The sequence below is a fragment of the Brucella anthropi ATCC 49188 genome (assembly GCF_000017405.1).
In the GTDB taxonomy this organism is placed as follows: Bacteria; Pseudomonadota; Alphaproteobacteria; order Rhizobiales; family Rhizobiaceae; genus Brucella; species Brucella anthropi.
The window spans coordinates 845,091-867,012 of sequence record NC_009667.1; the positions used below are offsets into that span (position 1 = coordinate 845,091).

A 21,922-nucleotide genomic window follows, 5' to 3' on the forward strand; every position below is an offset into this window, starting at 1 on the left:
TTTTCAGACTCACAACACGATCCGCTCTTCATTCGCTATATCATGTGGCGCGTCTGCTGCCATCCGTCAAGTTCTGGTTCGTCACCTTTCCTTGAGAGTCTTTCAGAGACTGCAGCGCTTCGTCCAGAACCACATCCGGCAGCGGCATCAAAAACGGACCTTCGGTGAACAGAAGCGCCGTTTCGACAATCCGCCCCGGATAGAGCGGGGCCAGCAACTCGCGATAAAGCGCAAGCTGCGCCCGATAGGCGAAAGGAACCGCCTCGATGGTTTTCGGTGGCGGTCGATTGGTCTTGTAGTCGATGATCAGGACACGATCCTCGCCAACACTGATGCGGTCGATCTGACCGGACACGGCATGATCGCGCCCGCCAAGCTCGATCGTGCCCATGATGGCAACTTCCCCGCGCGAGCCTTCCGCAAAGACCGGTGCATAGGTGGGATCGTCCAGAATGGTCCTGACGCTTTGCCAGGCAATCTGGCGCTCCGTTTCCGGCCAGTCGGCAGCAATCCGCCCAAGATAGTCGCGTGCCAGCGTTTCACGCCCATCCTGTGGGACATCCGGCAGATATTGCAGCAGCATATGGATCGCCGTGCCGCGTCGCAACGCAAAGGCTGGCGTCCCATTGCCCGGTCCCAGAACGGGCGAAAACGAATCGAGCGGCGGTTCTTCATCCGCTTCGATCAGCGCAGAAGCGCCGGACGGCGCCAGCGGTCGCGGCAGTCCGATTTCCGGCTTTATCGGCTCTCTATATTCATCTGGAAATGATGGCAGCGCATGATCTTCGGTTCTATCCTGCTCAGCAATATCGACCATTCCGCGCGGTGTGTTGCGATAGCGCCTTGCGGCGACTTTCAGCACGGGGTGCACGAATGTCTCGGCCTTGGTGGCCAACGCATCCTCGACAAGGCGATGCCATGTTTCGCCGCTTTCACGCGTGCCGCGATAGCCGCAGATGATGAGCCGGTCTTCGGCGCGCGTCATGCCGACATAGAGCAGGCGGCGATATTCTTCCTCCGCCCGCGTTTTCAGCTTCTCGATCTGAGCGGTCGTGAAGCCGGTCTGGTATCCGGCATTCGGTTGCCAGAGATAGCCTTTCACCGACGGACTATCATTCGAAAAGTCAAAAGGAATGAGCTTTGGCGCACGACTGCCAGTCCAGACCGCACTTCCCGGATCAACGAGAAACACCACTGCCCCTTCCAGCCCCTTGGCGGCATGGACAGTCATGATGCGCACTTCATTGCGCCCCTGATCAAGTTCACGCTTGATTTCCGGCGATGCCGCTTCCAGTGTTTCAAGGTAGGCTTGCAGGCCGGGCAGACCGGCACGCTCGGCTGAAAGCGCATAATTCTGGAATTCGTCGATGATATCGCCCGCCTCCGGCCCCAACCTCGCCAGAAGTTTTCGCCGCGCACCGTCCGCGCTCAATATCCGTGCATAGAACTCGAACACCGGCATCGTGTCGGCCATATTGCGCCAGCGGCTCAAGGTCTTGTGCACCTCGGCCAGTGCAGCATCGCCGCGCGAGACCTGATAAAGCCGCTCGAACAATGTGAGGCCTGAACCGCGCGGATGGGCAAGCTCGAACAGCCGGTCGTCATCCCAGCCGAATAACGGGCTTTTCAATACCGATGCCAGCGAAAGATCGTCCGAAGGCTGAAGCACGAAACGACCGAGTGCCATCAGGTCCTGAATGGCAATATGGCTGGTGAGCCGCAAGCGGTCTGCACCTGCTACCGGAACGGACAGGTTTTTCAGCGCCCGCGACAAAGCAGGCATGAACTGGTCGCGCTTTCGTACCAGAACCATGATGTCACGCGGCATGATCCGCCGGTTCTGGCCCGGAATAGGTTCGCCGCGATCCAGCCAGTGACGAATAGTGGCCGCGATCTGATCCGCCAGCCGGACGGCAGGTGCTGCCAGATGATCGACCGGCTCGCGCCAGTCGTCCGGCTCTTCCACCACTTCTGGCGTCAGCATATCCCAGATTTCCACCTCGCCCGGCGCATCGGAACGAATAGCTTCATGTACCGTTGCGCCTGCAAGGCCTCGATTGGCCTCGGGTCTCGCAAAAACCTCGTCCACCGCCTGCAAGACATCGGGTGCGGATCGGAACGAGAAATTGAGGCTGACGCGCTCGAACTTCAGCTCGGCATCTTCCGCACGAAGACTGACCGACCTCCCCTGCGCCGCGAAATCCTCCGGCACGGCACCCTGGAACGAATAGATCGACTGTTTTTCGTCACCAACGGCAAAAAGCGTGCGGCTGATATTGCGTTGGCCGACGCCGGAGAAAAACTCTTCCGACAGCATGCGGATTACCTGCCACTGGTCGGGGCTGGTGTCCTGCGCCTCGTCGACCAGAATATGGTCAATGCCGCGATCGAGCTTGTACTGAACCCACTGCCCTGCCCCGTTGCGGGCGAGCAGCGCCACGGTCCGGGTAATGAGATCCTCGAAATCGAGCAGGCCGCGCTGACGCTTCAGGTCGTGATAGCGTTGCAGCAGATTGTCGATCAGCGTCAGCGCGGCCAGATTGAGCCGCACCAGACGCAATTCCTTCAGCCGATCAAGACCCTGTTCGACACGCGCGGCTGCCGCGTCAAAATCCTCTTCGAAATCCGGCAGAAGTTTCTTGACCGCCGCCGAGCCGACATAGGAACCGGATTTCGGCTCGCCAGTAGTTTTCAGAAACGCGGCGCGCAACACGGCCTCGCGGTCACGCTGGCTCGTCACCTTTTCGAAACGCCGGAGCTGCAGCGCAAAATCCTGCGCGCGCGACGCACCCTTCTGGATCGACATGATGAGCTCGAGCGCATCGTCGGAAAATTCCGGTATCGGCCAGAGATCGGCGATGAGATCGTCTTCGCTGGTTTGCGGATCGAAGCGGAAAGCCCGGTGCAGAGCTTCGCTGCGATGCGCCGCTACGCCCAGTTCGGCGATATAGGTCTGCAGGCCATTGCGCCTGCTTACGGCCTCATCCAGAAGCGATTGAAGCCCCATCTCGCCCGATGCCTGCAGAACATCAGCAAAGGCCGCTGCGAGATCAATATCGCCGCCGCCATGCGCGGTTTCGAGCAGTTGGCGCCGTGCTTCGCCGACAAGGGCTGCCTGCATCAAATCATCCATCATCTCGAAATGACCGGCAATGTTCGCCTCAAGCGGGAACTGGTGCAGGATCGCTTCGCAGAAAGCGTGGATGGTCTGGATTTTAAGCCCGCCCGGTGTTTCGAGCGCACGGGCGAACAGCCGTCGCGCTGCTGCAAGACGAGCATCGTTCGGTCTGCGGCCTTCAAGCGACTTCAGACGTTCGGCGAGTTCTTCGTCAGGCAGGACAGCCCATTCTGAAAGCCGCATGAACACGCGGTTCTGCATCACCGCCGCAGCCGCCTTGGTGTAGGTAAGGCAGAGAATCTTGGAAGGATCAGTACCCTCCAGCAGCAGGCGGATAACACGTTCGGTCAGAACATGGGTCTTGCCGGAACCCGCATTGGCGGACACCCAGACAGAAGCCGCCGGATTTGCCGCGTTGCTCTGTGCCCGTAGCGTTTCTTCGGGGATAATGGGTGCCTTTTTCATTCACCGCCCTCCCCGCCAGCATCGCCCCCGGCAGACCATTCCAGTACTCGCGCCAGATGATCGTAATCACCCGTCAGGTCCGTCTCGCGAAACGGCAATGCGCGCGACAGGTAGCCTTTTTCCGGTTTTTGATATTCGACGAGCAATTGCGCCAGCCGCTGCCAGGATTCCTCGCCAAGAGCCGGTGCAGTTTTTTCCGATGGCGGTCGTCCGATCTTGAGGATCGATTCCGGCTTCACCTCGCCGCCCGCCTTGAGACGCACATAGGTCAGATCGGATGCACGGACCGAGCCAAGTTCCCGAAACGCGCCGCGCACCAGAAGTGCGGCTTCCAGCGCCAGCTGCGGCGATAGCAGCACATGCGCCTGTTTGGGCGATGGTGTCGATCCGGTCTTGTAATCGATGATTTCCGCTGTCCCGTCACGCATCAGATCGATGCGGTCAGCACGACCGGAAAGCGTAATGCCAAGCCCTTCGACCTCGCGTTTATCGGATGAAATCTCCGCAAAGCGGGTCTGGACATTGTAGGCGCGCTCGCGTTCCCAAGCTAGAAACTGCGGAATGAGCGCGGTGAAGCGCGGCCACCAAACGGCCTCTATTTCCGTCGGCAAATCCATATCGGCAAAGAGGACGCGCCCCAACTCCATCAACCGCTCTGCAGCGTCGGGAGCCAGCGGATCGATTGCCTCCTGCGTAAAATGGCCCAGAATATCGTGGAACAAAGTGCCGCGTTCGGCTGCAGCCGGGTCGCGGATCAACGGCTCCAGCGGCCGCAGCTTCAATATCTTCTTGGCGAAGATCGCATAGGGATCGCGGCGCAACGTTTCGATTTCCGTCACCGAAAAATGCTTCGGGCGCGCAAGGACCGGCGGCGCAGGCTGTGGCCTTTTCACGAAAGGCACGTCGGGCGCCTGATCGATTTCGCGTGACCACTGGATGAAACGAACCCCGCGCTTGCGCATTTCGGCGGTCACATCCGCGCCCAGCACAGTTTCAAGCCGCTGCAGCCAGCGCGATGGCACCGTCGGCGCATTGTCGGAACGCTGCGAGCGCGTCAGCACGACATGATCCATGCCAAGCGCCATCTGGAAATCGTGGGCGGCAAGGCCGGTGCGGCGTTCGGGCGGATCGAGCGCGATCATCGACTTCATGGGACGTGACATGAATGGGTCGTTGCGGGTGCGTGCAGGCCAGCTTCCCTCGTTGAGGCCGCCGATCACCACCGTATCCATGGTTTGCAGGCGTGCTTCAAGCGCACCCCAGATGAAGAGGCGCGGATGACCGCCCGGATGCGGCTTGACCGTCTCGCCCGCCATCAGGGCATCCAGTACGGCTGGCCATTCCGACGCTTCAAAGTCGAGCCCAGCTTCGCTCGAAACCAGACCACGCAAAAAGGTGGCAAGCTGTTCGCCACGTTCACCGGAATAGAAAGGAGCGATGCTGGCCTTTTCATTCCGAGCGAGATTTTCCAATGCTTCGACCGTAGCACGCGCGATTTCACCGATCTCGGTCCTGCGTCCAGCGATAACGAAAGGTACCAATGGTGCCATCGCGTTCGATAGGCTTTCGCAAAGATTTCGGGCAGCGGCGATCATGTCCGGTGTGACCGTGTCGTGCCATGCCGGTTGCCATGGCTGGCCGGCACTTTCCTCCAACCGCCGGTCGAAAAATGCAGGAAGATCGAGCACGGATGCGCGGCCCGTGCCACCGCGAAAGGCGATGAGTTCCAGGGTTTCGGCAGCAAGGCGTCGCTCGATGCGGGGAGCTTCCAGCCGCAGCAGCGGATGCTTGACCAGCGCCAGCAACGCAACCGGGTCGCCCGGGTTGAAGACGGTCTCCACCAGCAGCCGTAGCAATGTCGTGGTCTCGACATCACGCAGATGCCGTCCGCCGGAATCGTCGGCATCAATGCCGAAACGGGCAAGTTCACCCACCACGCGCCGCGCCAGATTGCGGTCTGCCGTAACAAGCGCGGCTGTTTTACCTTCATCATTGATCGCGTCGCGCAAGACGAGAGCCACAGTAAGCGCCTCTTCCCGCTCATTCGCGGTTTCAATCAGGTCAATAGTCTGCGCCGCCTGCCGCAACGCAGTCGGCTGCATATCGGGATCGCGTGCAAGCTGTCCCCACGCATCGGTCGTTTCCGCCGGACGAAGCGCTTCACTGACCACCCGTTCGCGCAGACGCTTGGAGGCAGGCATATCGTCCAGATGTTCCACATCCGCACGCAATGTCTGCATTGCATCGAGAAGCTTGCGCAAACCGAACTGGGGATGACCGAAGGTCGAAGGATTATCGGTTGCCGATGCCAGCATCTGCCAAGCTGCATCATCCAGATCGCGATCCAGCCCCGGCAGCACCACCGCGCCATTCGGCAAGTCCGCAATGGCGGAAATCAGTTCCGCCGTCGCCGGTATGGAACCGGTGGAACCGGCAACGATAACCGGCCCGGCTGGCGGATGGGCGCGCAGCCGCTTCACTTCGCTCCAGATGAGATCGTTGCGATGCGCAGCGGGATTCGAAAGCCGGCGTTCCGCCAGAATATCCGGCCACAGATTGGTGACGATGTTGAGAAAACCGAGCGTAACCTGCCACCAGTCGGCAAGGTCTTCCGGAGCAATTCCAGCAAGCTCGCTCCATTTAGCCCCATCAGTTTCGACCTGATCCATCAGCCCTGCCAGATCGCGGGCGAGCCAGATCGCATCGGCAGTCGTTGCCGGAACGGAAACGTCGTCAACACCGAAAAGGGCGCGCACATGCGAAGGCAGCGATTCCCGCCAAGGACGGATCAATCGCGCTAGAAGCAGAAGCCGCTCCGCTGTACCGATCGGTGGATTGATATCGAAGACGCCCGACGAGCCTGCATTGAAGAAAGCTGCATCTTCATCCACATCGCCGAGCGGCTTTATCGTCGGCAAAATAGCGCTTTTTGTCGAATTCCTATCGACGAGTATCGATCTCAACGCGCGCGCCGCACGGCGTGTCGGCACATAGATGGTTGCATTGGCCAATGCCAGCGGATCGGACGGATTGCCGGGAAAACCTTCGACCAGCCGTCCTTCCAGAAGCGCTTTTGCAAAAGCAGGCAGAAACGGCGTGCCGGGAGGAATTGAAAACAGGCGCTGTTTCCCATCTCTGGGCCGTCTTGCGCTCATGCGTTCTACCTCCTCATGCAAATGCGGTAAGCGCTGCCTCCGCCTCGCCGATCGCGTCCGGCGTTCCGACGGTCAGCCAATGTCCGGTCATTGGCATACCATAAAGGCGACCGGCTGCAATCGCTTCGTCGAAATAGCGGTTGAGTGAGGACACACCGGGCTCCGCGCCAGCGAAGATACGAGGATGGATGATCCCTGCTCCCGCATAGATCACCGGCTCGCCGGAGATGTCCCGTGCGCGGCGCAGATGCCCGTTTTCGTCGGCAACGAAATCACCCTTGCCTTCATAACCCGTTTCCTGATCGAGACGTGCCGTCATCAGGAGAATATCCATTCGGTCGGCATCCCAAGCGTCAGCGAGCGCCAACAGATTAGGAGCTTTCTCGTCGCCTACCCAGAATGTGTCGGCATTCAATATGACAAACGGTTCTGTTCCGAGTATCGGCAGCGCCTTCACGATGCCGCCAGCGGAATCGAGCAGCATTTCGCGTTCGTCCGAAATCACGATCTCAAGATCGTTGCGGTCACGAAGATGCGCTTCCAGTTGGCCGGCTAAATAGTGCACATTGACGATTGCCGTGCCGATACCTGCCTGCGCCGCCGCATCGAGCCCCCAGTCGATCAAGGGCTTGCCCGCCACCTTGACCAGCGGTTTAGGAATGGTTTCGGTGATGGGACGCATGCGCTTGCCAAGTCCGGCGGCAAGAACCATAGCCGTCTTCGGGACCATTTCAGGCATTTTCATTGCGCGGCCTCTTCCTGCTGCATCAATCCCAATTCCTCAAACCACGCCGCCACTGGCGCCATGACCGAATGCTTCAGCACACGGCCGAGATAGTCATGAATGCGTGGCAGATGTTTTAGATAATCCGGCTTACCATCACGCTCATCGAGCCGCACGAAAAGACCGAGCAGCTTGGCGTTACGCTGTGCGCCCATGGCCGCATAGGCCTTGCGGAACAAAGCTTCGTCGAACGCATGTCCGAGCGCACAACGCTCATCGCAATAGGCTGCGACCACAGCCTGTTCCAGCTCCGGCGAAATCGTCACACGCGCATCGAGGGCCAGCGAAGCCACGTCATAGGCTGCCGGTCCAATCATCGCATCCTGAAAATCGATGACACCGATCTTGTCCTTGCCTTCCGCTTCTGGAAACCAGAACAGGTTGGGCGAATGATAGTCGCGCAAGAGCAGGCTCTTCTCAACATCGGCAATGTCGGCGATCACGTGGTCCCATGCGGCTTCGTAAGCTTGCTTTTCTGCGTCTGTAAGTTGCCTTCCCATCATGCGCGGCGCGTACCACTGGCCGATGAGGCTGACCTCGATCATCATCGCATCACGGTCGAAACCGGCGATGATGTGGTCGGGATGCCCCGCCACAGGTGCATGGCCTGGCCAGGAAACACCATGCAGATGCGCCAGAAAGCGTCCGGCGGCCTCATAGCGTTCGGCGACAGGTTCACCGGACGATGCCCGCACGCCCTCGGTTCCGAGGTTCTCAAGAATAAGGAACCCGGCATCGAGATTGGCGGCACGCATTTGCGGTACACGGAAGTCCTGCCCTGCCAGAAGCCCATTAATGGCAGCAAAGGCAAGGATGTTTTCCGCAAGATGCGCAATCTGCCGATAGGTTTTTCCGTCACGCAGCGGCGGATCATAGGGCATCTGCGGCGCATTCATCAAAATCTCGACGCCGTGGGCAGCCGTGCGGATCGTCTCGTATTTGCGTGGTGACGCATCGCCCTGCAAATAGCGGCGCGTTGCATCGGCACGGCCATGGAGGTCCAGAAATGCGCGTATCGCATGGCTGCGTTCCAGCCGCTGGATCGCGGCCACTGGTCCCGACACGCTAATACGTCGCCCTGCCCCTTCGTGGCTCAGCGTGACGGCAAAAGACGGTTCAGACAGGAAACCCTCGCCCTGCTCCGGCCATTCGGCCAGAACCACGCCATCCTCAAGAAACTCCGGCAGTCCCAGCTCATCCAGTTCTTCACCGTGTGAAATACGGTAAAGATCGGCATGGGCAACAGCAATGCGCAGGGCCTCGTAGCTTTGCACCAGCGTGAAAGTCGGGCTTGGGACGTTCAGCCCTTCATCATCAGCAATTGCCCGGATGATAGCGCGGGCAAGCGAGGATTTTCCCGCCCCCAGATCGCCGGAAAGCGTGACAAGATCGCCCTTCTGCAGGGCGAGGGCGAAATCCTCGCCGAAACGCTGTGTTGCAGCTTCGTCGGGCAAGAAATAGCTGATACTGGATTGTGAGGCGCTCATGGGCACCCTTTACCTTATTCGGCAGCGACGCGGAAGCTACGTGTTTCCGACGGAAAACGGCAAATGACCGTTGTTCCACGACCGGAACCCGTATCGATATCGACCGACCCGCCATGCAGCTCGACAAAGCTCTTGACGATGGCAAGTCCGAGGCCGGCACCACGACGGCGACCGCCATTCGGATAGGACTGGAAGCGTTTGAAAACCGTGTCGAGCACTTCTCCGGGCATGCCGGGACCGTCATCGTGGACGGCAAAGACCACTTCCGACCCCTCGCGCGCCACCTGCAGCTGGATGCTGGAGCCTTCCGGCGCATAGTTGGTGGCGTTGGACAGGAGGTTGAAAAGTACCTGACGGACGCGGTTTGCATCGGCCTTGAATACATCCACGTCGTCGGCAATGTCGATGTCGAGCCCGATATCGTGGTCGCGCATACGCTCGCCGACACGGGAGGCGGCAGCGGAAATCGCTTCCACGACGGAAACCTCACCGACCTCCAATTCCATGATGCCTGCATCGACCGTTGCGAGATCAAGAATATCATTGACGATGGTCAGCAAGACCGATGACGACGTGCTGATATGGTCGAGATATTCGATCTGGCGCTCGTTGAGCGACCCGAAAGCCGGTGTCTGCAACAGCTCGGTAAAGCCGATGATGTTTGTGAGTGGCGAACGCAGTTCGTAGGAAACGTGCTGGACGAAATCGTTCTTGATCTGGTCGGCCAGTTCCAGCGCCTCGTTCTTTTCCTTCAGCGCCCGTTCGACGCGCACGGTGTCGGTGACGTCGATGAAGGTCAGCATGGTCTGGCCCTTCGGCAGTGGCACCACGGCAAAGGAAAGAATGGTGCCGTCGTCCAGCTCCACCTGTCCCATGCGCCCGTCACGCGTATCGAGAAAGCCAGTGACGGTGGAGACGAAATCATCCCACAATCCGTTGCCGCCGCGCTCACCGCAAATCCTGGCAATCGACGAAATATGCGTGCCTTCGACAATGAGCGGCATCGGCAGCGCCCAAAGATCGGCGAAGGACGGGTTGGAAAGCCGGATGCGGCCATCAGAGCCGAACACCGCCACGGCTTCCGCCAGATGGTCGAGCGTTTCACCCTGCACCTTGATGAGCGTGTTGTAACGGCCTTCGAGCTCGAACTTCTCGGTCATGTTCTCGAAGAACCAGGTCACACCGCCTTGCGGATGCGGATTGGCGACGACGCGCATCGTCCGCGTATCCGGCAGATGCCACATATGTTCCTGCGGCTCGACTGCGCGATAGGCAGAAAGCACCGAATCCTTCCATTTGCGCCATTCCGGCTGCTCTGGAAGTTTGCCTTCCGAACGCAGGCGGTCGAGGATCAATGTGTTGCTCGGCTGCGATTCCAGCCATGCCGTATCGAGCGACCAGAGTTTGGCAAAAGCCTGATTGAAGAATTGCAGCTTCATCTCGGGATCGAAAATCGCCACAGCGGTCGAAAGCTGGTCGAGCGTTTCGGCATGGCTCTTCATGGTGCGGTTCAGTTCTTCCCGCACCGCCTGTACTTCGGTCTGGTCGAAACCGAGGCCGACAGAACCCGTTTCAGCACTCACATCCGTCACGTTGAACAAACGGCGATCACCATGCACCACAGCCGTCAGCTGTTCCTGCAGGACAGGCTCGGCAAAGCGATCACGCTCCAGTCGCTGGCGTGCCTGCGCGCCGAAAAGCTCGCGCCCTTCTGAAATGACCTGGCTCCCATCCGCCATATCGACTGCCTGCGCATAGGCGGCGTTGACCCATTCGACGCGACCACCAGCGTCGCGGGTCCATACCGGCTGGTCGATCCGGTCGAGAAGACGCCGGAAAAGCTCGATACGCTCGGAAAATTCACGGTTCTGCGCCTGCAGTGCCGCGCGTTCCGCCTGCACGCCCTGCAGGCTGAGGAACCGGGCAACAGCAAAGCCCCCCGATGTGCGTCCGCGCACGTCGAGCAGAGTGCCGTTGACAGTTTCAACTGTGAGATCGAAAGACCGTGCCTGTTCGCGTAGCATTCCAATGGCGCGCTCAAGCGCCACGACCGATTGCGGGCGCAACCAGCGGCCAAATGCCAGAAAGGTGGAGCGATCCTGCGGGGCCGCACTATCGTCTGGCAACAGTCCGACGACTTCAGCGCGCGTGCTATGGCCATCCCAGACCACGATGCGCTGATCCTTGAGGTTAAGCAGGGCTTCATTGCGCTGGGCGACCAGATTGAGGTCGGCGAATTTGGAACGCAGTTCCTTGTTTTCTGCGGCAACGCGCGACCGTTCGCGGATCAGCCAGCCCGCAGAAAGTAGCGCTGCGCCCATCACGCCTAGGAACATGGAAAACTGGATAACCTCGAAAGCGCCGATACTGCCGCCGCCGAAGGGCAGGGCGATACGCGCCGATTCCGCGCCCTGTGCGAAAGCGGGCACTGCTGCGAAAAGCGTCGAAAGAGAAACAGAAGCCTTCATCAGGGCTTTTTTCGGAGCAAGCCATGCGAACGGCTTTGCAACATGGGCGGCAGGAAGCCATTGCCTGCCAGTAATGATTGCGGAAACATTCCGCAAAATCCCCGTTGCGCCGAAATCTGGCATGTTGTCCTTTTCTCCGCCACCCGGCCATGAAAACCGCCACGAAGGCAGACCGGCCGTATTAAAACACTTCAATACACATCAAAGCCCGACCATACGCACGCCGCCACAGTGCACGAAGGTCAGCCCGTTTTAGAGCGCCGTGCGCCTTTGTGGGCGCACAAAGGACGCTCTATCTGTTAAATCTACGCATCGTGCTTTCCAAAAATCGATTTCGATTTTCAAGCCGATGCGTGGCATTTAGGGGATGAATCGTCCTGTCGCTTCCCGCCACAACCGGCAAAAAACGCACAACGCAAACACCCGCTCAAACACCTTGATTCGCCTACACAATACCCTTCCGGCGAATCCACGTGAAGCATCTTGCACGCAAAAAGAAAGACCGGGCAGTTTGTCAACCGCCCGGTCTCAACATGTAGTGCAATGCTTAACGTATGGTTAATACCTGTAGTGTTCCGACTTGAACGGGCCCTGTGGAGTGACGCCGATATAGGCAGCCTGTTCCTCGGAAAGCACAGTCAGCTTGGCGCCGAGCTTGTCGAGATGCAGGCGCGCGACCTTCTCGTCGAGATGTTTCGGCAGCACATAGACTTCATTCTTGTAAGCGTCGGTGCGGGTAAAGAGCTCGATCTGGCCCAGAACCTGATTGGTGAACGAAGCCGACATGACGAAGCTCGGATGGCCGGTTGCATTGCCCAGATTGAGCAGACGACCTTCGGAAAGCAGGATGATGCGCTTGCCGTCCGGGAATTCGATCAGATCGACCTGCGGCTTCACGTTGGTCCATTTCAGGTTGCGGAGTGCCGCCACCTGAATTTCATTGTCGAAGTGACCGATATTACCGACGATCGCCATGTCCTTGAACTTGCGCATATGGTCGATGGTGATCACGTCCTTGTTGCCGGTCGTGGTCACGATGATATCGGCTGTGGAAGCGGCATCGTCGAGGGTTACGACTTCGAAACCATCCATTGCAGCCTGAAGTGCGCAGATCGGATCGACTTCGGTAACCTTCACGCGTGCGCCTGCGCCAGCGAGCGACTGGGCGGAGCCTTTGCCGACATCGCCATAACCGCACACGACGGCAACCTTGCCAGCCATCATGACATCGGTGCCGCGACGAATGCCGTCGACGAGCGATTCCTTGCAGCCGTACTTGTTGTCGAATTTCGACTTGGTGACGCTGTCATTGACGTTGATGGCCGGGAAGGGCAGGAGGCCCTTCTTCTGCAGCTGGTAAAGACGGTTGACGCCGGTGGTGGTTTCTTCCGTCACGCCCTTGATGGCGTCGCGCTGGCGCGTGAAGAAGCCCGGCGTTGCAGCCATACGCTTCTTGATCTGCGCGAAAAGCACTTCCTCTTCTTCCGAACCGGGATTCGACAGAACGTCCTCGCCTGCTTCGGCGCGCGCGCCGATGAGGATATACATGGTGGCGTCGCCGCCATCGTCGAGGATCATATTGGACGGTTCGCCGTCCGGCCACTGGAAGATCTGGTCCGTATAGGTCCAGTATTCTTCAAGCGTTTCACCCTTGATGGCGAAAACCGGCGTGCCGGTGGCGGCAATCGCGGCAGCCGCATGATCCTGCGTCGAGAAAATGTTGCAGGAGGCCCAGCGGACCTCAGCGCCCAGCGCCTGCAGCGTTTCGATCAGAACGGCGGTCTGGATCGTCATATGCAACGATCCAGAAATGCGCGCGCCCTTCAGCGGCTGCGACTTGCCGAATTCCTCGCGGGCAGCCATCAGGCCCGGCATTTCGGTTTCTGCGATATCGAGTTCCTTGCGGCCCCAATCGGCCAGGCTAAGATCCTTGACGACAAAATCTTGGCTTGCGGTCATCGCGTGCTCCAATAAAGGCAGTTCCAGCTCGATAAAGATGTAATCAGCGGCCGGGATTGCATTCCAATATGGGGCGGCTTTCCACACGGGAAAGCGCTCCGGCTGCCGCCTTGACTAGCAGATCGCCGCCAGAAGCACAACGCAATATAAAGAAATCTTTATACGTGCATATCAGACAGGTTTGTCGAACACGGGGTCAATGACCGTCAAAGGAAGGTCGACCTGCAATATTTCGAGCATGTGGCGAAACTCGGCGACGGGATAGGTTTCGCTTTTCGTGACAAGGGCAACTGTGCGACCAGAGCCGCCTTCGGGTTGCGGGAGTGCAGCGATCACGTCATCCGCCGGATCAAGAAACTGCCAGCCGGGACGGGCCGTTTCGAAAAACGGTCTGAGCCATGGCAGATGGGTGCTGGAAAGTGTCAGCGTGTCGATGAGAGGGTAGCTGGCAGCAATGTCATCGCAGAATGCGGCGACCTTTTGCGCGGTCTCGTCCGGTTGCCGAAGAAAAGCGCCATTTTCCACCAGCTCCACCATCGCAGACGCATTGATCAGAGCGACATCGCCTGGGTTATCGGCCTGTGTTCGGACAAAATCTGCAAGTTCTTCGCTCTCGATCATCGAACGCACACCCATAACGGCAACCTTGCCGCTGTGGCTTGCCGCAAGGGCAGTGCGTACCGGCGGCGCTACGCCGTAAACCGGTACAGCGAACTCGCTTTTCAATGTGTCGAGGACCATGACCGAGGGCGCATTGGAAGCAAGGACAATTGTTTGAGCGCCAAGGCTTGTGAGGTATTGGATCGTGCTGCGCATGATGGAAAGCAGCTGATCGCGGCTTTTGGCGCCATAGGGGAAACTGGCCCGATCAGCAAAATAGATGATGTCGCGCTGCGGCTGGCTGCGCCTGATCAGTTCAACCAGAGCATAGCTGCCGATCCCTGCATCAAAAACGGCCACCGGATCGTTGAGATCTCCCACGGCGGCCACAGTCTTGTTCTTCAGCATTCTTCGCCGAACTTGTCGGCGATGAGTGTCTGCAAGGCTTCCAACACGGCATCGGCCTGTTCACCGGAGGCACTAACGTCGATGCAGCAGCCGGGTGACGCGGCGAGCATCATCAGCCCCATGATCGACGTGCCGCCAACGGTCATGCCGTCCTTGCTCACGCGGACATGCGCATTGTAACCATCGACCAACTGCACGAACTTGGCCGAAGCGCGGGCATGAAGTCCGCGCTTGTTGACGATCTCGAAGGATCGGGAAACTGCAGTTTCGGGTTCGTATTCACCGGTAACGGGCACGCTGGAGTGCATGAATTACTTTCCTGTCAGGACCTGGCTCGCAACATTGATATATTTGCGCCCCGCATCCTGCGCCTCACGCAGGGCTGTCTTGATGTCGCCCCCGATGCGGACGCTCGACAGCTTGATAAGCATCGGCAGATTGACACCTGCGATGACTTCGACCTTGCCTTCCTTCATGACGGAAATGGCGAGATTGGACGGTGTACCACCGAACATATCGGTCAGGATGATGACCCCGCTGCCATTATCGGCGCGTTCCACCGCATCAACGATATCCCGCCGACGCTGTTCCATATCGTCTTCGGCACCGATGCAAACGGTCTCGAAATTGTCTTGCGGCCCGACTACATGCTCAACAGCATGCAAAAACTCTTCGGCCAACCTTCCGTGCGTGACAAGCACGAGTCCGATCATACTATAAAAGCTCCCGTCGCGTGCCCGCCGCATCACCCCGCCAGAGTGTCAGATGGCACTGAAACCACGCCGGAAAAGCGCCGGCGAGTTGTGCATCTTGGCAGCGCAAATCTTGATAGCAAGTGAAAAATTTCCACGCTGCCACTAAAAAAGCAAAATGCCGCAGCGCTGTGAAATATTAGCCGATTCGTAACGAAGCCTGTTTCAGCCCTCGGAGGAGGGCCATTTTTCATAGAACAAGGTGGCTTCGATGGCCCGCGAAAGCGCGTTGGAATCGCCATTCGACGACAAAGCCGGCAAAAGAAGTCGGGGCAGTGAGATGCCCTCGAATTCCCACATTTCACCACTTGGATAGCGTTCGGCCTCGTCACGATCCACAAGCCGGACGACGAGATAAAGCGGAACGGCCTCCGCAAAAGCGACCTTGAAAAGCCCCGCGCCGCGAATCTCCACGCCACCAGCAAGGGCGGCTGGAACGCTGGCGATCAGCCTGCTGCTTTCCACATGAAGCAATGTGCGGTCGTCAGCGACCAGTGAAGCAACCTCTCCACGAAGGAGGGCTCTTTCCACAAGTGTCAGCGCGAGTTCGGTCTTGCCCGCGCCGGAACGCCCCATGATCATGACACCACGGCCTTGAACCTGAAGCGTGGTCGCATGAAGCCCGCTTTTTTCCTCTTCAGGCGTCATGGGCTTGCAGGCAGGTCGACAATGAAGCGCGCACCCTTGAACTGGTCGGGCCTTGCCGGATCGACAATATTCTCTGCAGTCAGCGTGCCGCCATGCGCTTCTATGATCTGGCGGCTGATCGAAAGGCCGAGGCCGGAATTCTGGCCGAAAGCCTCCGAGGCCGGACGGTCCGTATAGAATCGCTCGAAAATGCGCTCGATATTCTCGATCGGAATGCCTGGACCATTATCCTCGACAAGCACGCGCAAGCGACTGCCTTCGCCACTCAGCGACACGACGATGCGGCCTGTATCGTCCGGCACGAAAGAACGGGCATTTTCAATCAGATTGCTCACCACCTGACCGAGACGCAGATCGTGACCGGCAACATAGAAACCCTTCTTTCCGGCAGGCAGTTTGCCGGTATCGAAGACGATTTCCGTTCCGACCTTGTTGCGGCGCACTTCGCGCGCTGCCGTTACGAGATTGGTCAGAAGCGTCTTCATGTCGACGCGGTCGATATGTTCGCGCGCAAGTTCCGCATCGAGACGCGAAGCGTCGGAAATATCGGTAATCAGGCGGTCGAGGCGGCGAACGTCGTGCTGGATGATATCGAGAAGCCGCTTGCGCGATTCTTCGGTCTTGGCGAGCGGCAGGGTTTCGACAGCGCTGCGCAGCGAGGTGAGGGGGTTCTTCAACTCGTGGCTGACATCGGCGGCAAAGCTTTCGATGGCTTCGATACGGGTATAGAGCGAATCGGTCATTTCGCGGATCGACGTGGAAAGATGGCCGACCTCATCCTGACGTTCGGAGAAATCGGGAATTTCCACACGGCTCTTCACACCATGGCGAACGCGGTCTGCCGCAGCAGAAAGCTTGCGCAGCGGGCTTGCAATCGTCGATGCGAGGAAAAGCGACAGAATGACCATGACCAGAGAAACGACGCCGAACACGCGGAAAACCGCCATGCGCTCACCCTGCACGATCTTGTCGATATCGTCGCCTTCAGTGGAGAGCAGGAGTACACCCAATATTGCACGCGAGCGCTGGATCGGGACGGCAACCGAAACGACCAGCTCGCCCTTTTCATTGCGTCGCTGCGCTGTTTGCGGCGAACCGGCCAGCGCCTTGACGATTTCCGGATAGGCAAGGCCGTTACCGCCCGGCTGTTCCTGATAGACCGGCAGGCCTCCACCATAGAACAGATGCGAAATCCACGTCCCGGCCCGTTCCCAGATGGTCGGTGTCTCTTCCTCGATCGGCGGCAGGTCGTAGCGAAGTACAGGCCCCGCCGAAGGGAAGCTTGGAGAATAGAGTGCGCGCGAATCGAGCAACATATTGGCGTAGCGATCATAGATGCGCGCCCGCGTGCTCGTCGGCGAAATCAACCGGCGCAGCAAGGGAGAAACTTTTTCCGGATTGATCGGAAATTCCCAATTGTCGGGCGAATCCGGTGATGGCGTCAGGCTTTGCCCGGCCTGAAGCTCCAGAAGCTTTTCCGGGTCGATCATCAAAGAATTGGTATCGATGGTCGCCGAAGCCGAGATGGCGCCTGCAATGATCTTGCCTTGCGTCAGCAGGCTTTCAATCTTTGCATCAATCAGCCCCTCACGGAACTGATTCATGTAGAGAATGCCGGAAACAAGAACCGCCAGCGCCGCCAGATTGAGAAACAGGATACGGCGCGTCAGACTCGAGAACAGATATTGGCCAAGAAACTTGCGCAGAGGCGCAAAGAAGCGACGCCAGAACACCGAGCGCTGCCGCCGGGCCCTGCGTTCGCGCAAATCCGATTTCTGGCCGATAAGGCCGTCGTTCCCGGTTTCTGCGACCATGTCGCTCTGTCTGCTCTCATTAAACTACCGCCAGACCTCACGGACTGGCGATATGTAATTATCTATCAAGCCTCGCGGAAGCGATAGCCGACGCCATAGAGCGTTTCGATCATTTCGAAATCGTCGTCAACCGCCTTGAACTTCTTGCGCAGGCGCTTGATATGGCTGTCGATGGTACGGTCATCCACATAGACCTGCTCATCATAGGCCGCATCCATGAGGGCGTCACGGCTTTTCACGACGCCCGGACGCTGTGCCAACGAATGAAGAATCAGGAACTCAGTGACCGTCAGCGTTACCGGCTCGCCCTTCCAGGTGCAGGTGTGACGCTCCTGATCCATGACCAGCTGGCCGCGCTCAAGCGATTTGGCCTGCTGCCCGGTCGGCTTGGCCGTGCCGTCGCGTGCGGCAACCCGGCGAAGCACCGCCTTGACGCGCTCGACCAGAAGGCGCTGGGAGAACGGCTTGGTGATGAAATCATCCGCGCCCATTTTGAGGCCGAAAAGCTCGTCGATCTCGTCGTCCTTGGACGTGAGGAAGATGACGGGGAGGTCGGATTTCTGGCGCAGACGGCGCAGAAGCTCCATACCGTCCATGCGCGGCATCTTGATATCGAAGATCGCAAGATTGGGCGGACGCGCCATCAGACCGTCCAGCGCGGACGCGCCATCGGTGTAGGTTTCGACCCGATAGCCTTCCGATTCCAGCGCGATGGACACGGAGGTCAGGATGTTGCGGTCGTCGTCGACCAGCGCAATTGTCTGCGTTGCCGAGGCTTCCTTCATGCGAACCTTTCTCCTTCAACTAAGCCAACCGGAATATCCGGCTGGTGACGTCTTTCAGCCGCCAGAGACTGGCGGGTTATAGATCGAGCGCCTTATTACACATCGATACTAGTATAATGTGCCTGCTTGTGCAGTACAAATTAGGTACAAAATGTGGCAGCACCGGAAGAAGCCGCGAAACGACGCTCTCCGAATCGCGCTTTGGTTAATGCCAGCCCGACCTTCATTCCCCGAAACTCACAGCTCATAACGCATAGATTAAACGATTTAAAAAAATTTCAAAAATTTTAAATCGATTAAATATTTGAATTGCCACGATTAATCTGTTTCTGACTGCCATCCTCAGTTTCGCGATCAATCTGGTAGGCGCGAAAGAGACCGATCAATTGTCAAACCATATGGCGGAGACATCATGAGAGAGACCGGCATTCACAACACGGCCGCTTCCATTGCCACTTCAGGACTGAAGGAAATCTCCGCAGTCTTTTACAACCTTGGGGCCGCCCGGCTTTATGAGGAAACCGTTCGCCGGGGCGAAGCCGAACTGTCGGCGCAGGGTGCGCTTGTCGCACGCACCGGACAACACACGGGCCGTTCGCCGAAAGACAAGTTCGTCGTGCGCGATGCCGACACGGAAGATCATGTCTGGTGGGACAACAACAAGCCGATGAGCCGCGAGGCCTTCGAGCTGCTCTATGCCGATTTCATCGACCATGCGAAGGGCAAGGAGCTTTTCGTTCAGGACCTGATCGGCGGCGCTGATGCCGACAACAAGATCAATGCCCGCGTCATCACCGAATATGCCTGGCATTCGCTGTTCATTCGCAATCTTCTGATCCGTCCGGAACAGGAAGCGCTTGCTTCCTACGTGCCGGAAATGACGATTATCGACCTGCCAACCTTCAAGGCGGATCCGGAACGCTATGGCGTGCGCACCGAAACCGTGATCGCGGTCGACCTGACCCGCAAGATCGTGCTGATCGGCGGCACCTCCTATGCCGGTGAAATGAAGAAGTCGGTTTTCACCGCACTCAACTACATCCTGCCTGCGAAGGGTGTGATGCCGATGCACTGCTCGGCCAATGAAGGCCCGAACGGCGACACCGCCGTCTTCTTCGGCCTGTCCGGCACCGGCAAGACCACGCTTTCGGCAGATCCGACCCGTACGCTGATCGGCGACGACGAGCATGGCTGGGGCGAGCATGGCATCTTCAACTTCGAAGGCGGCTGCTATGCCAAGACCATTCGTCTGTCCGCCGAAGCGGAGCCGGAAATCTACGCGACGACGCAGCGTTTCGGCACGGTGCTGGAAAATGTCGTTCTCGATGAGAACCGCCAGCCGGATTTCGACGACGGCTCGCTGACGGAAAACACCCGCTGCGCCTATCCGCTCGATTTCATCCCGAATGCATCGAAGTCGGGCAAGGGCGGCCAGCCGAAGAACATCATCATGCTCACTGCCGATGCCTTCGGCGTAATGCCTCCGATTGCCAAGCTGACGCCAGCACAGGCCATGTACCACTTCCTGTCCGGCTACACGGCCAAGGTCGCCGGTACCGAAAAGGGCGTGACCGAACCGGAAGCGACCTTCTCGACCTGCTTCGGCGCACCGTTCATGCCGCGCCATCCGTCGGAATACGGTAACCTGCTGCGCAAGCTGATCGCCGAGCACAAGGTCGATTGCTGGCTGGTCAATACCGGCTGGACGGGTGGTGCTTACGGCGTTGGCAAGCGTATGCCGATCAAGGCAACCCGCGCTCTGCTCGCCGCCGCGCTTGACGGTTCGCTGAACGATGCCGAATTCCGCATCGATCCGAATTTCGGCTTCGCGGTTCCGGTCGACGTACCGGGTGTGGACACGTCCATTCTCGATCCGCGCTCGACCTGGGCCGACAAGGCTGCCTATGACGCGCAGGCCAAGAAGCTTGTCGACATGTTCGTCACGAATTTCGAAAAATTCGAAAGCCATGTCGATCACGAGGTAAAGGACGCAGCGCCAGCGATCCGTATCGCTGCGGAATAGCTTTTTCTACGCATGTCTTTATCCAAAAACCGGTTCCCACTTTTTGGAGACATGCTTTTACCATCCTGAGGAGGAGGGAGAGCCCGGCTGAAAGGCCGGGTTTTTCTTTTGTATAAGGGATACAAAGCGGTATATCTCCTCGTCATGGAAGAGAACCGGAACATCATCCGCATTACCAATCGCCTGACGATCCGTGAAGACGATCTGGAGGAGAGCTTCATTCGTGCCTCCGGGCCGGGCGGTCAGAACGTCAACAAGGTTTCGACTGCCGTACAGCTGCGCTTTCATGCCGTGAGAGCAGGCCTGCCGGAAGATATCCTGTCACGGCTCTTCAAGCTTGCCGGACAGAAAGGTACCAAGGACGGCGATATTCTGATCGAGGCCAATCGTTTCCGCACCCAGGAGCGCAACCGCGAGGACGCGCGCGAACGGCTGATCGCGCTTATTGCCAAAGCTGCCGAACCACCACCGCCGCCACGCAAGAAGACCAGGCCCACAAAAGGCTCCGTCGAACGCCGCCTCAAGGCCAAGTCCGGACGATCCGACATCAAGAAGGGCCGCGGCAAGGTTTCTTACGACTGATCCCAAAAGACTCCACACAGGGAAACGCGAGACCATGAAATCCCATGAAATCGAGACCAGCCACGGTCGCATTGCCATCCGTGAAAGCAGGGGTAACGGAACGCCCTTGCTGATGATCCATGGCAACTCCAGCGCAGGCGCCATCTTTGCGCCCCAGCTTGAGGGCGAAATCGGTAGAAACTGGCGGGTGATCGCGCCAGATTTGCCGGGGCATGGCCAGTCCGGCGACGCCCTTGATCCGGATCGCAGCTATTCCATGGAAGGCTATGCCGACGCGATGACGGAAGTGCTGGCGAAGCTCGGCATTTCGGATACAGTCGTTTTCGGCTGGTCGCTTGGCGGCCATATCGGCATCGAGATGATTTCACGCTTTCCCGGCATGCGCGGCCTGATGATTACCGGCACGCCGCCTGTAGCGCGTGAGGAAGTTGGGCAAGGATTCAAGAGCGGTCCGGATATGGCACTTGCCGGGCAAGAAGTCTTTTCCGACCGCAATGTCGAATCCTATGCGCGTAGTACCTGCGGCGAACCGTTCGAAGACCAGTTGCTTGAGATTGTCGCCCGCACGGATGGGCGCGCGCGGCGCATCATGTTCGAAAAATTTGCAGCCGGAACCGGCGGCAACCAGCGCGATATTGTTGCCGAAGCAAGGCTCCCGATTGCAGTCGTCAACGGTCGCGACGAGCCGTTTGTTGAACTTGATTTCGTCTCGAAAGTCCGTTTCGGCAATCTCTGGGAAGGTAAAACCCATGTCATCGACGGGGCAGGGCATGCGCCCTTCCGCGAGACACCAGCTGTTTTCGATGATTATCTGCAGCGCTTCATGCGCGACTGCACGGCCTGACCTACTGCAATCACCAAAAGACAAAAAGGG

15 protein-coding genes are annotated in these 21,922 nt (G+C 58.5%); 3 read left to right on the top strand and 12 right to left on the bottom strand.

Translation table 11 applies throughout. The features are described 5' to 3' along the window. Positions 1 to 40 precede the first annotated feature (40 nt). The 12 genes from addA to OANT_RS04280 form a co-directional block, all read right to left on the bottom strand. Complete coding sequence (addA, locus tag OANT_RS04225) at positions 41 to 3,583, bottom strand: double-strand break repair helicase AddA (RefSeq protein WP_012091045.1); 3,543 nt, start codon at positions 3,581 to 3,583, stop codon at positions 41 to 43. After that, complete coding sequence (gene addB, locus OANT_RS04230; protein ID WP_012091046.1) at positions 3,580 to 6,738, bottom strand: double-strand break repair protein AddB; 3,159 nt, start codon at positions 6,736 to 6,738, stop codon at positions 3,580 to 3,582. Before addB ends, addA begins: the two co-directional genes overlap by 4 nt. A 13-nt stretch (positions 6,739 to 6,751) precedes the next feature. Then, positions 6,752 to 7,483 (bottom strand): nucleotidyltransferase family protein, encoded by a 732-nt coding sequence (locus OANT_RS04235; protein ID WP_012091047.1) that lies wholly within the window; start codon positions 7,481 to 7,483, stop codon positions 6,752 to 6,754. After that, the gene (locus OANT_RS04240) at positions 7,480 to 9,009 is read right to left on the bottom strand and encodes a bifunctional tRNA (adenosine(37)-N6)-threonylcarbamoyltransferase complex ATPase subunit type 1 TsaE/phosphotransferase (protein WP_012091048.1); all 1,530 of its coding nucleotides are present in this window, start codon (positions 9,007 to 9,009) and stop codon (positions 7,480 to 7,482) included. Before OANT_RS04240 ends, OANT_RS04235 begins: the two co-directional genes overlap by 4 nt. A 14-nt stretch (positions 9,010 to 9,023) precedes the next feature. Further along, on the bottom strand, positions 9,024 to 11,477 hold the full coding sequence (locus OANT_RS04245) for a sensor histidine kinase (RefSeq protein WP_231771495.1): 2,454 nt from the start codon (positions 11,475 to 11,477) through the stop codon (positions 9,024 to 9,026). A gap of 558 nt (positions 11,478 to 12,035) precedes the next feature. Continuing rightward, complete coding sequence (gene ahcY / locus OANT_RS04250) at positions 12,036 to 13,436, bottom strand: adenosylhomocysteinase (protein ID WP_012091050.1); 1,401 nt, start codon at positions 13,434 to 13,436, stop codon at positions 12,036 to 12,038. 171 nt (positions 13,437 to 13,607) lie between these two features. Next, positions 13,608 to 14,444 carry a glutamate racemase gene (locus tag OANT_RS04255; protein WP_012091051.1) on the bottom strand — a complete coding sequence of 279 codons (837 nt, stop codon included), beginning with the start codon at positions 14,442 to 14,444 and terminating at the stop codon, positions 13,608 to 13,610. Beyond that, the gene (locus tag OANT_RS04260) at positions 14,438 to 14,752 is read right to left on the bottom strand and encodes an HPr family phosphocarrier protein (RefSeq protein ID WP_010657680.1); all 315 of its coding nucleotides are present in this window, start codon (positions 14,750 to 14,752) and stop codon (positions 14,438 to 14,440) included. Before OANT_RS04260 ends, OANT_RS04255 begins: the two co-directional genes overlap by 7 nt. Before the next feature lie 3 nt (positions 14,753 to 14,755). Beyond that, positions 14,756 to 15,157: a PTS sugar transporter subunit IIA gene (locus OANT_RS04265; RefSeq protein WP_006472522.1), complete on the bottom strand. Its 402-nt coding sequence runs from the start codon at positions 15,155 to 15,157 to the stop codon at positions 14,756 to 14,758. 204 nt (positions 15,158 to 15,361) lie between these two features. Beyond that, positions 15,362 to 15,844: an HPr kinase/phosphorylase gene (locus OANT_RS04270; RefSeq protein ID WP_012091052.1), complete on the bottom strand. Its 483-nt coding sequence runs from the start codon at positions 15,842 to 15,844 to the stop codon at positions 15,362 to 15,364. Beyond that, entirely contained in the window at positions 15,841 to 17,658 is a 1,818-nt protein-coding gene (locus OANT_RS04275) for a sensor histidine kinase (RefSeq protein ID WP_010657678.1), read from the bottom strand. The genes OANT_RS04270 and OANT_RS04275 overlap by 4 nt, the downstream gene beginning before the upstream one ends. Before the next feature lie 65 nt (positions 17,659 to 17,723). Continuing rightward, positions 17,724 to 18,443, bottom strand: a complete 720-nt coding sequence (locus OANT_RS04280; RefSeq protein WP_006468074.1) for a response regulator transcription factor — start codon at positions 18,441 to 18,443, stop codon at positions 17,724 to 17,726. A gap of 412 nt (positions 18,444 to 18,855) precedes the next feature. On the opposite strand from OANT_RS04280, the gene OANT_RS04285 reads away from it, so the two are divergent. The 3 genes from OANT_RS04285 (at position 18,856) to OANT_RS04295 (ending at position 21,892) form a co-directional block, all read left to right on the top strand. Continuing rightward, the gene (locus tag OANT_RS04285) at positions 18,856 to 20,466 is read left to right on the top strand and encodes a phosphoenolpyruvate carboxykinase (RefSeq protein ID WP_012091053.1); all 1,611 of its coding nucleotides are present in this window, start codon (positions 18,856 to 18,858) and stop codon (positions 20,464 to 20,466) included. 144 nt (positions 20,467 to 20,610) lie between these two features. Next, positions 20,611 to 21,048, top strand: a complete 438-nt coding sequence (arfB, locus tag OANT_RS04290; protein ID WP_010657676.1) for an alternative ribosome rescue aminoacyl-tRNA hydrolase ArfB — start codon at positions 20,611 to 20,613, stop codon at positions 21,046 to 21,048. A 34-nt stretch (positions 21,049 to 21,082) separates the two neighbouring features. Then, on the top strand, positions 21,083 to 21,892 hold the full coding sequence (locus OANT_RS04295; RefSeq protein WP_012091055.1) for an alpha/beta fold hydrolase: 810 nt from the start codon (positions 21,083 to 21,085) through the stop codon (positions 21,890 to 21,892). Positions 21,893 to 21,922: the final 30 nt, after the last annotated feature.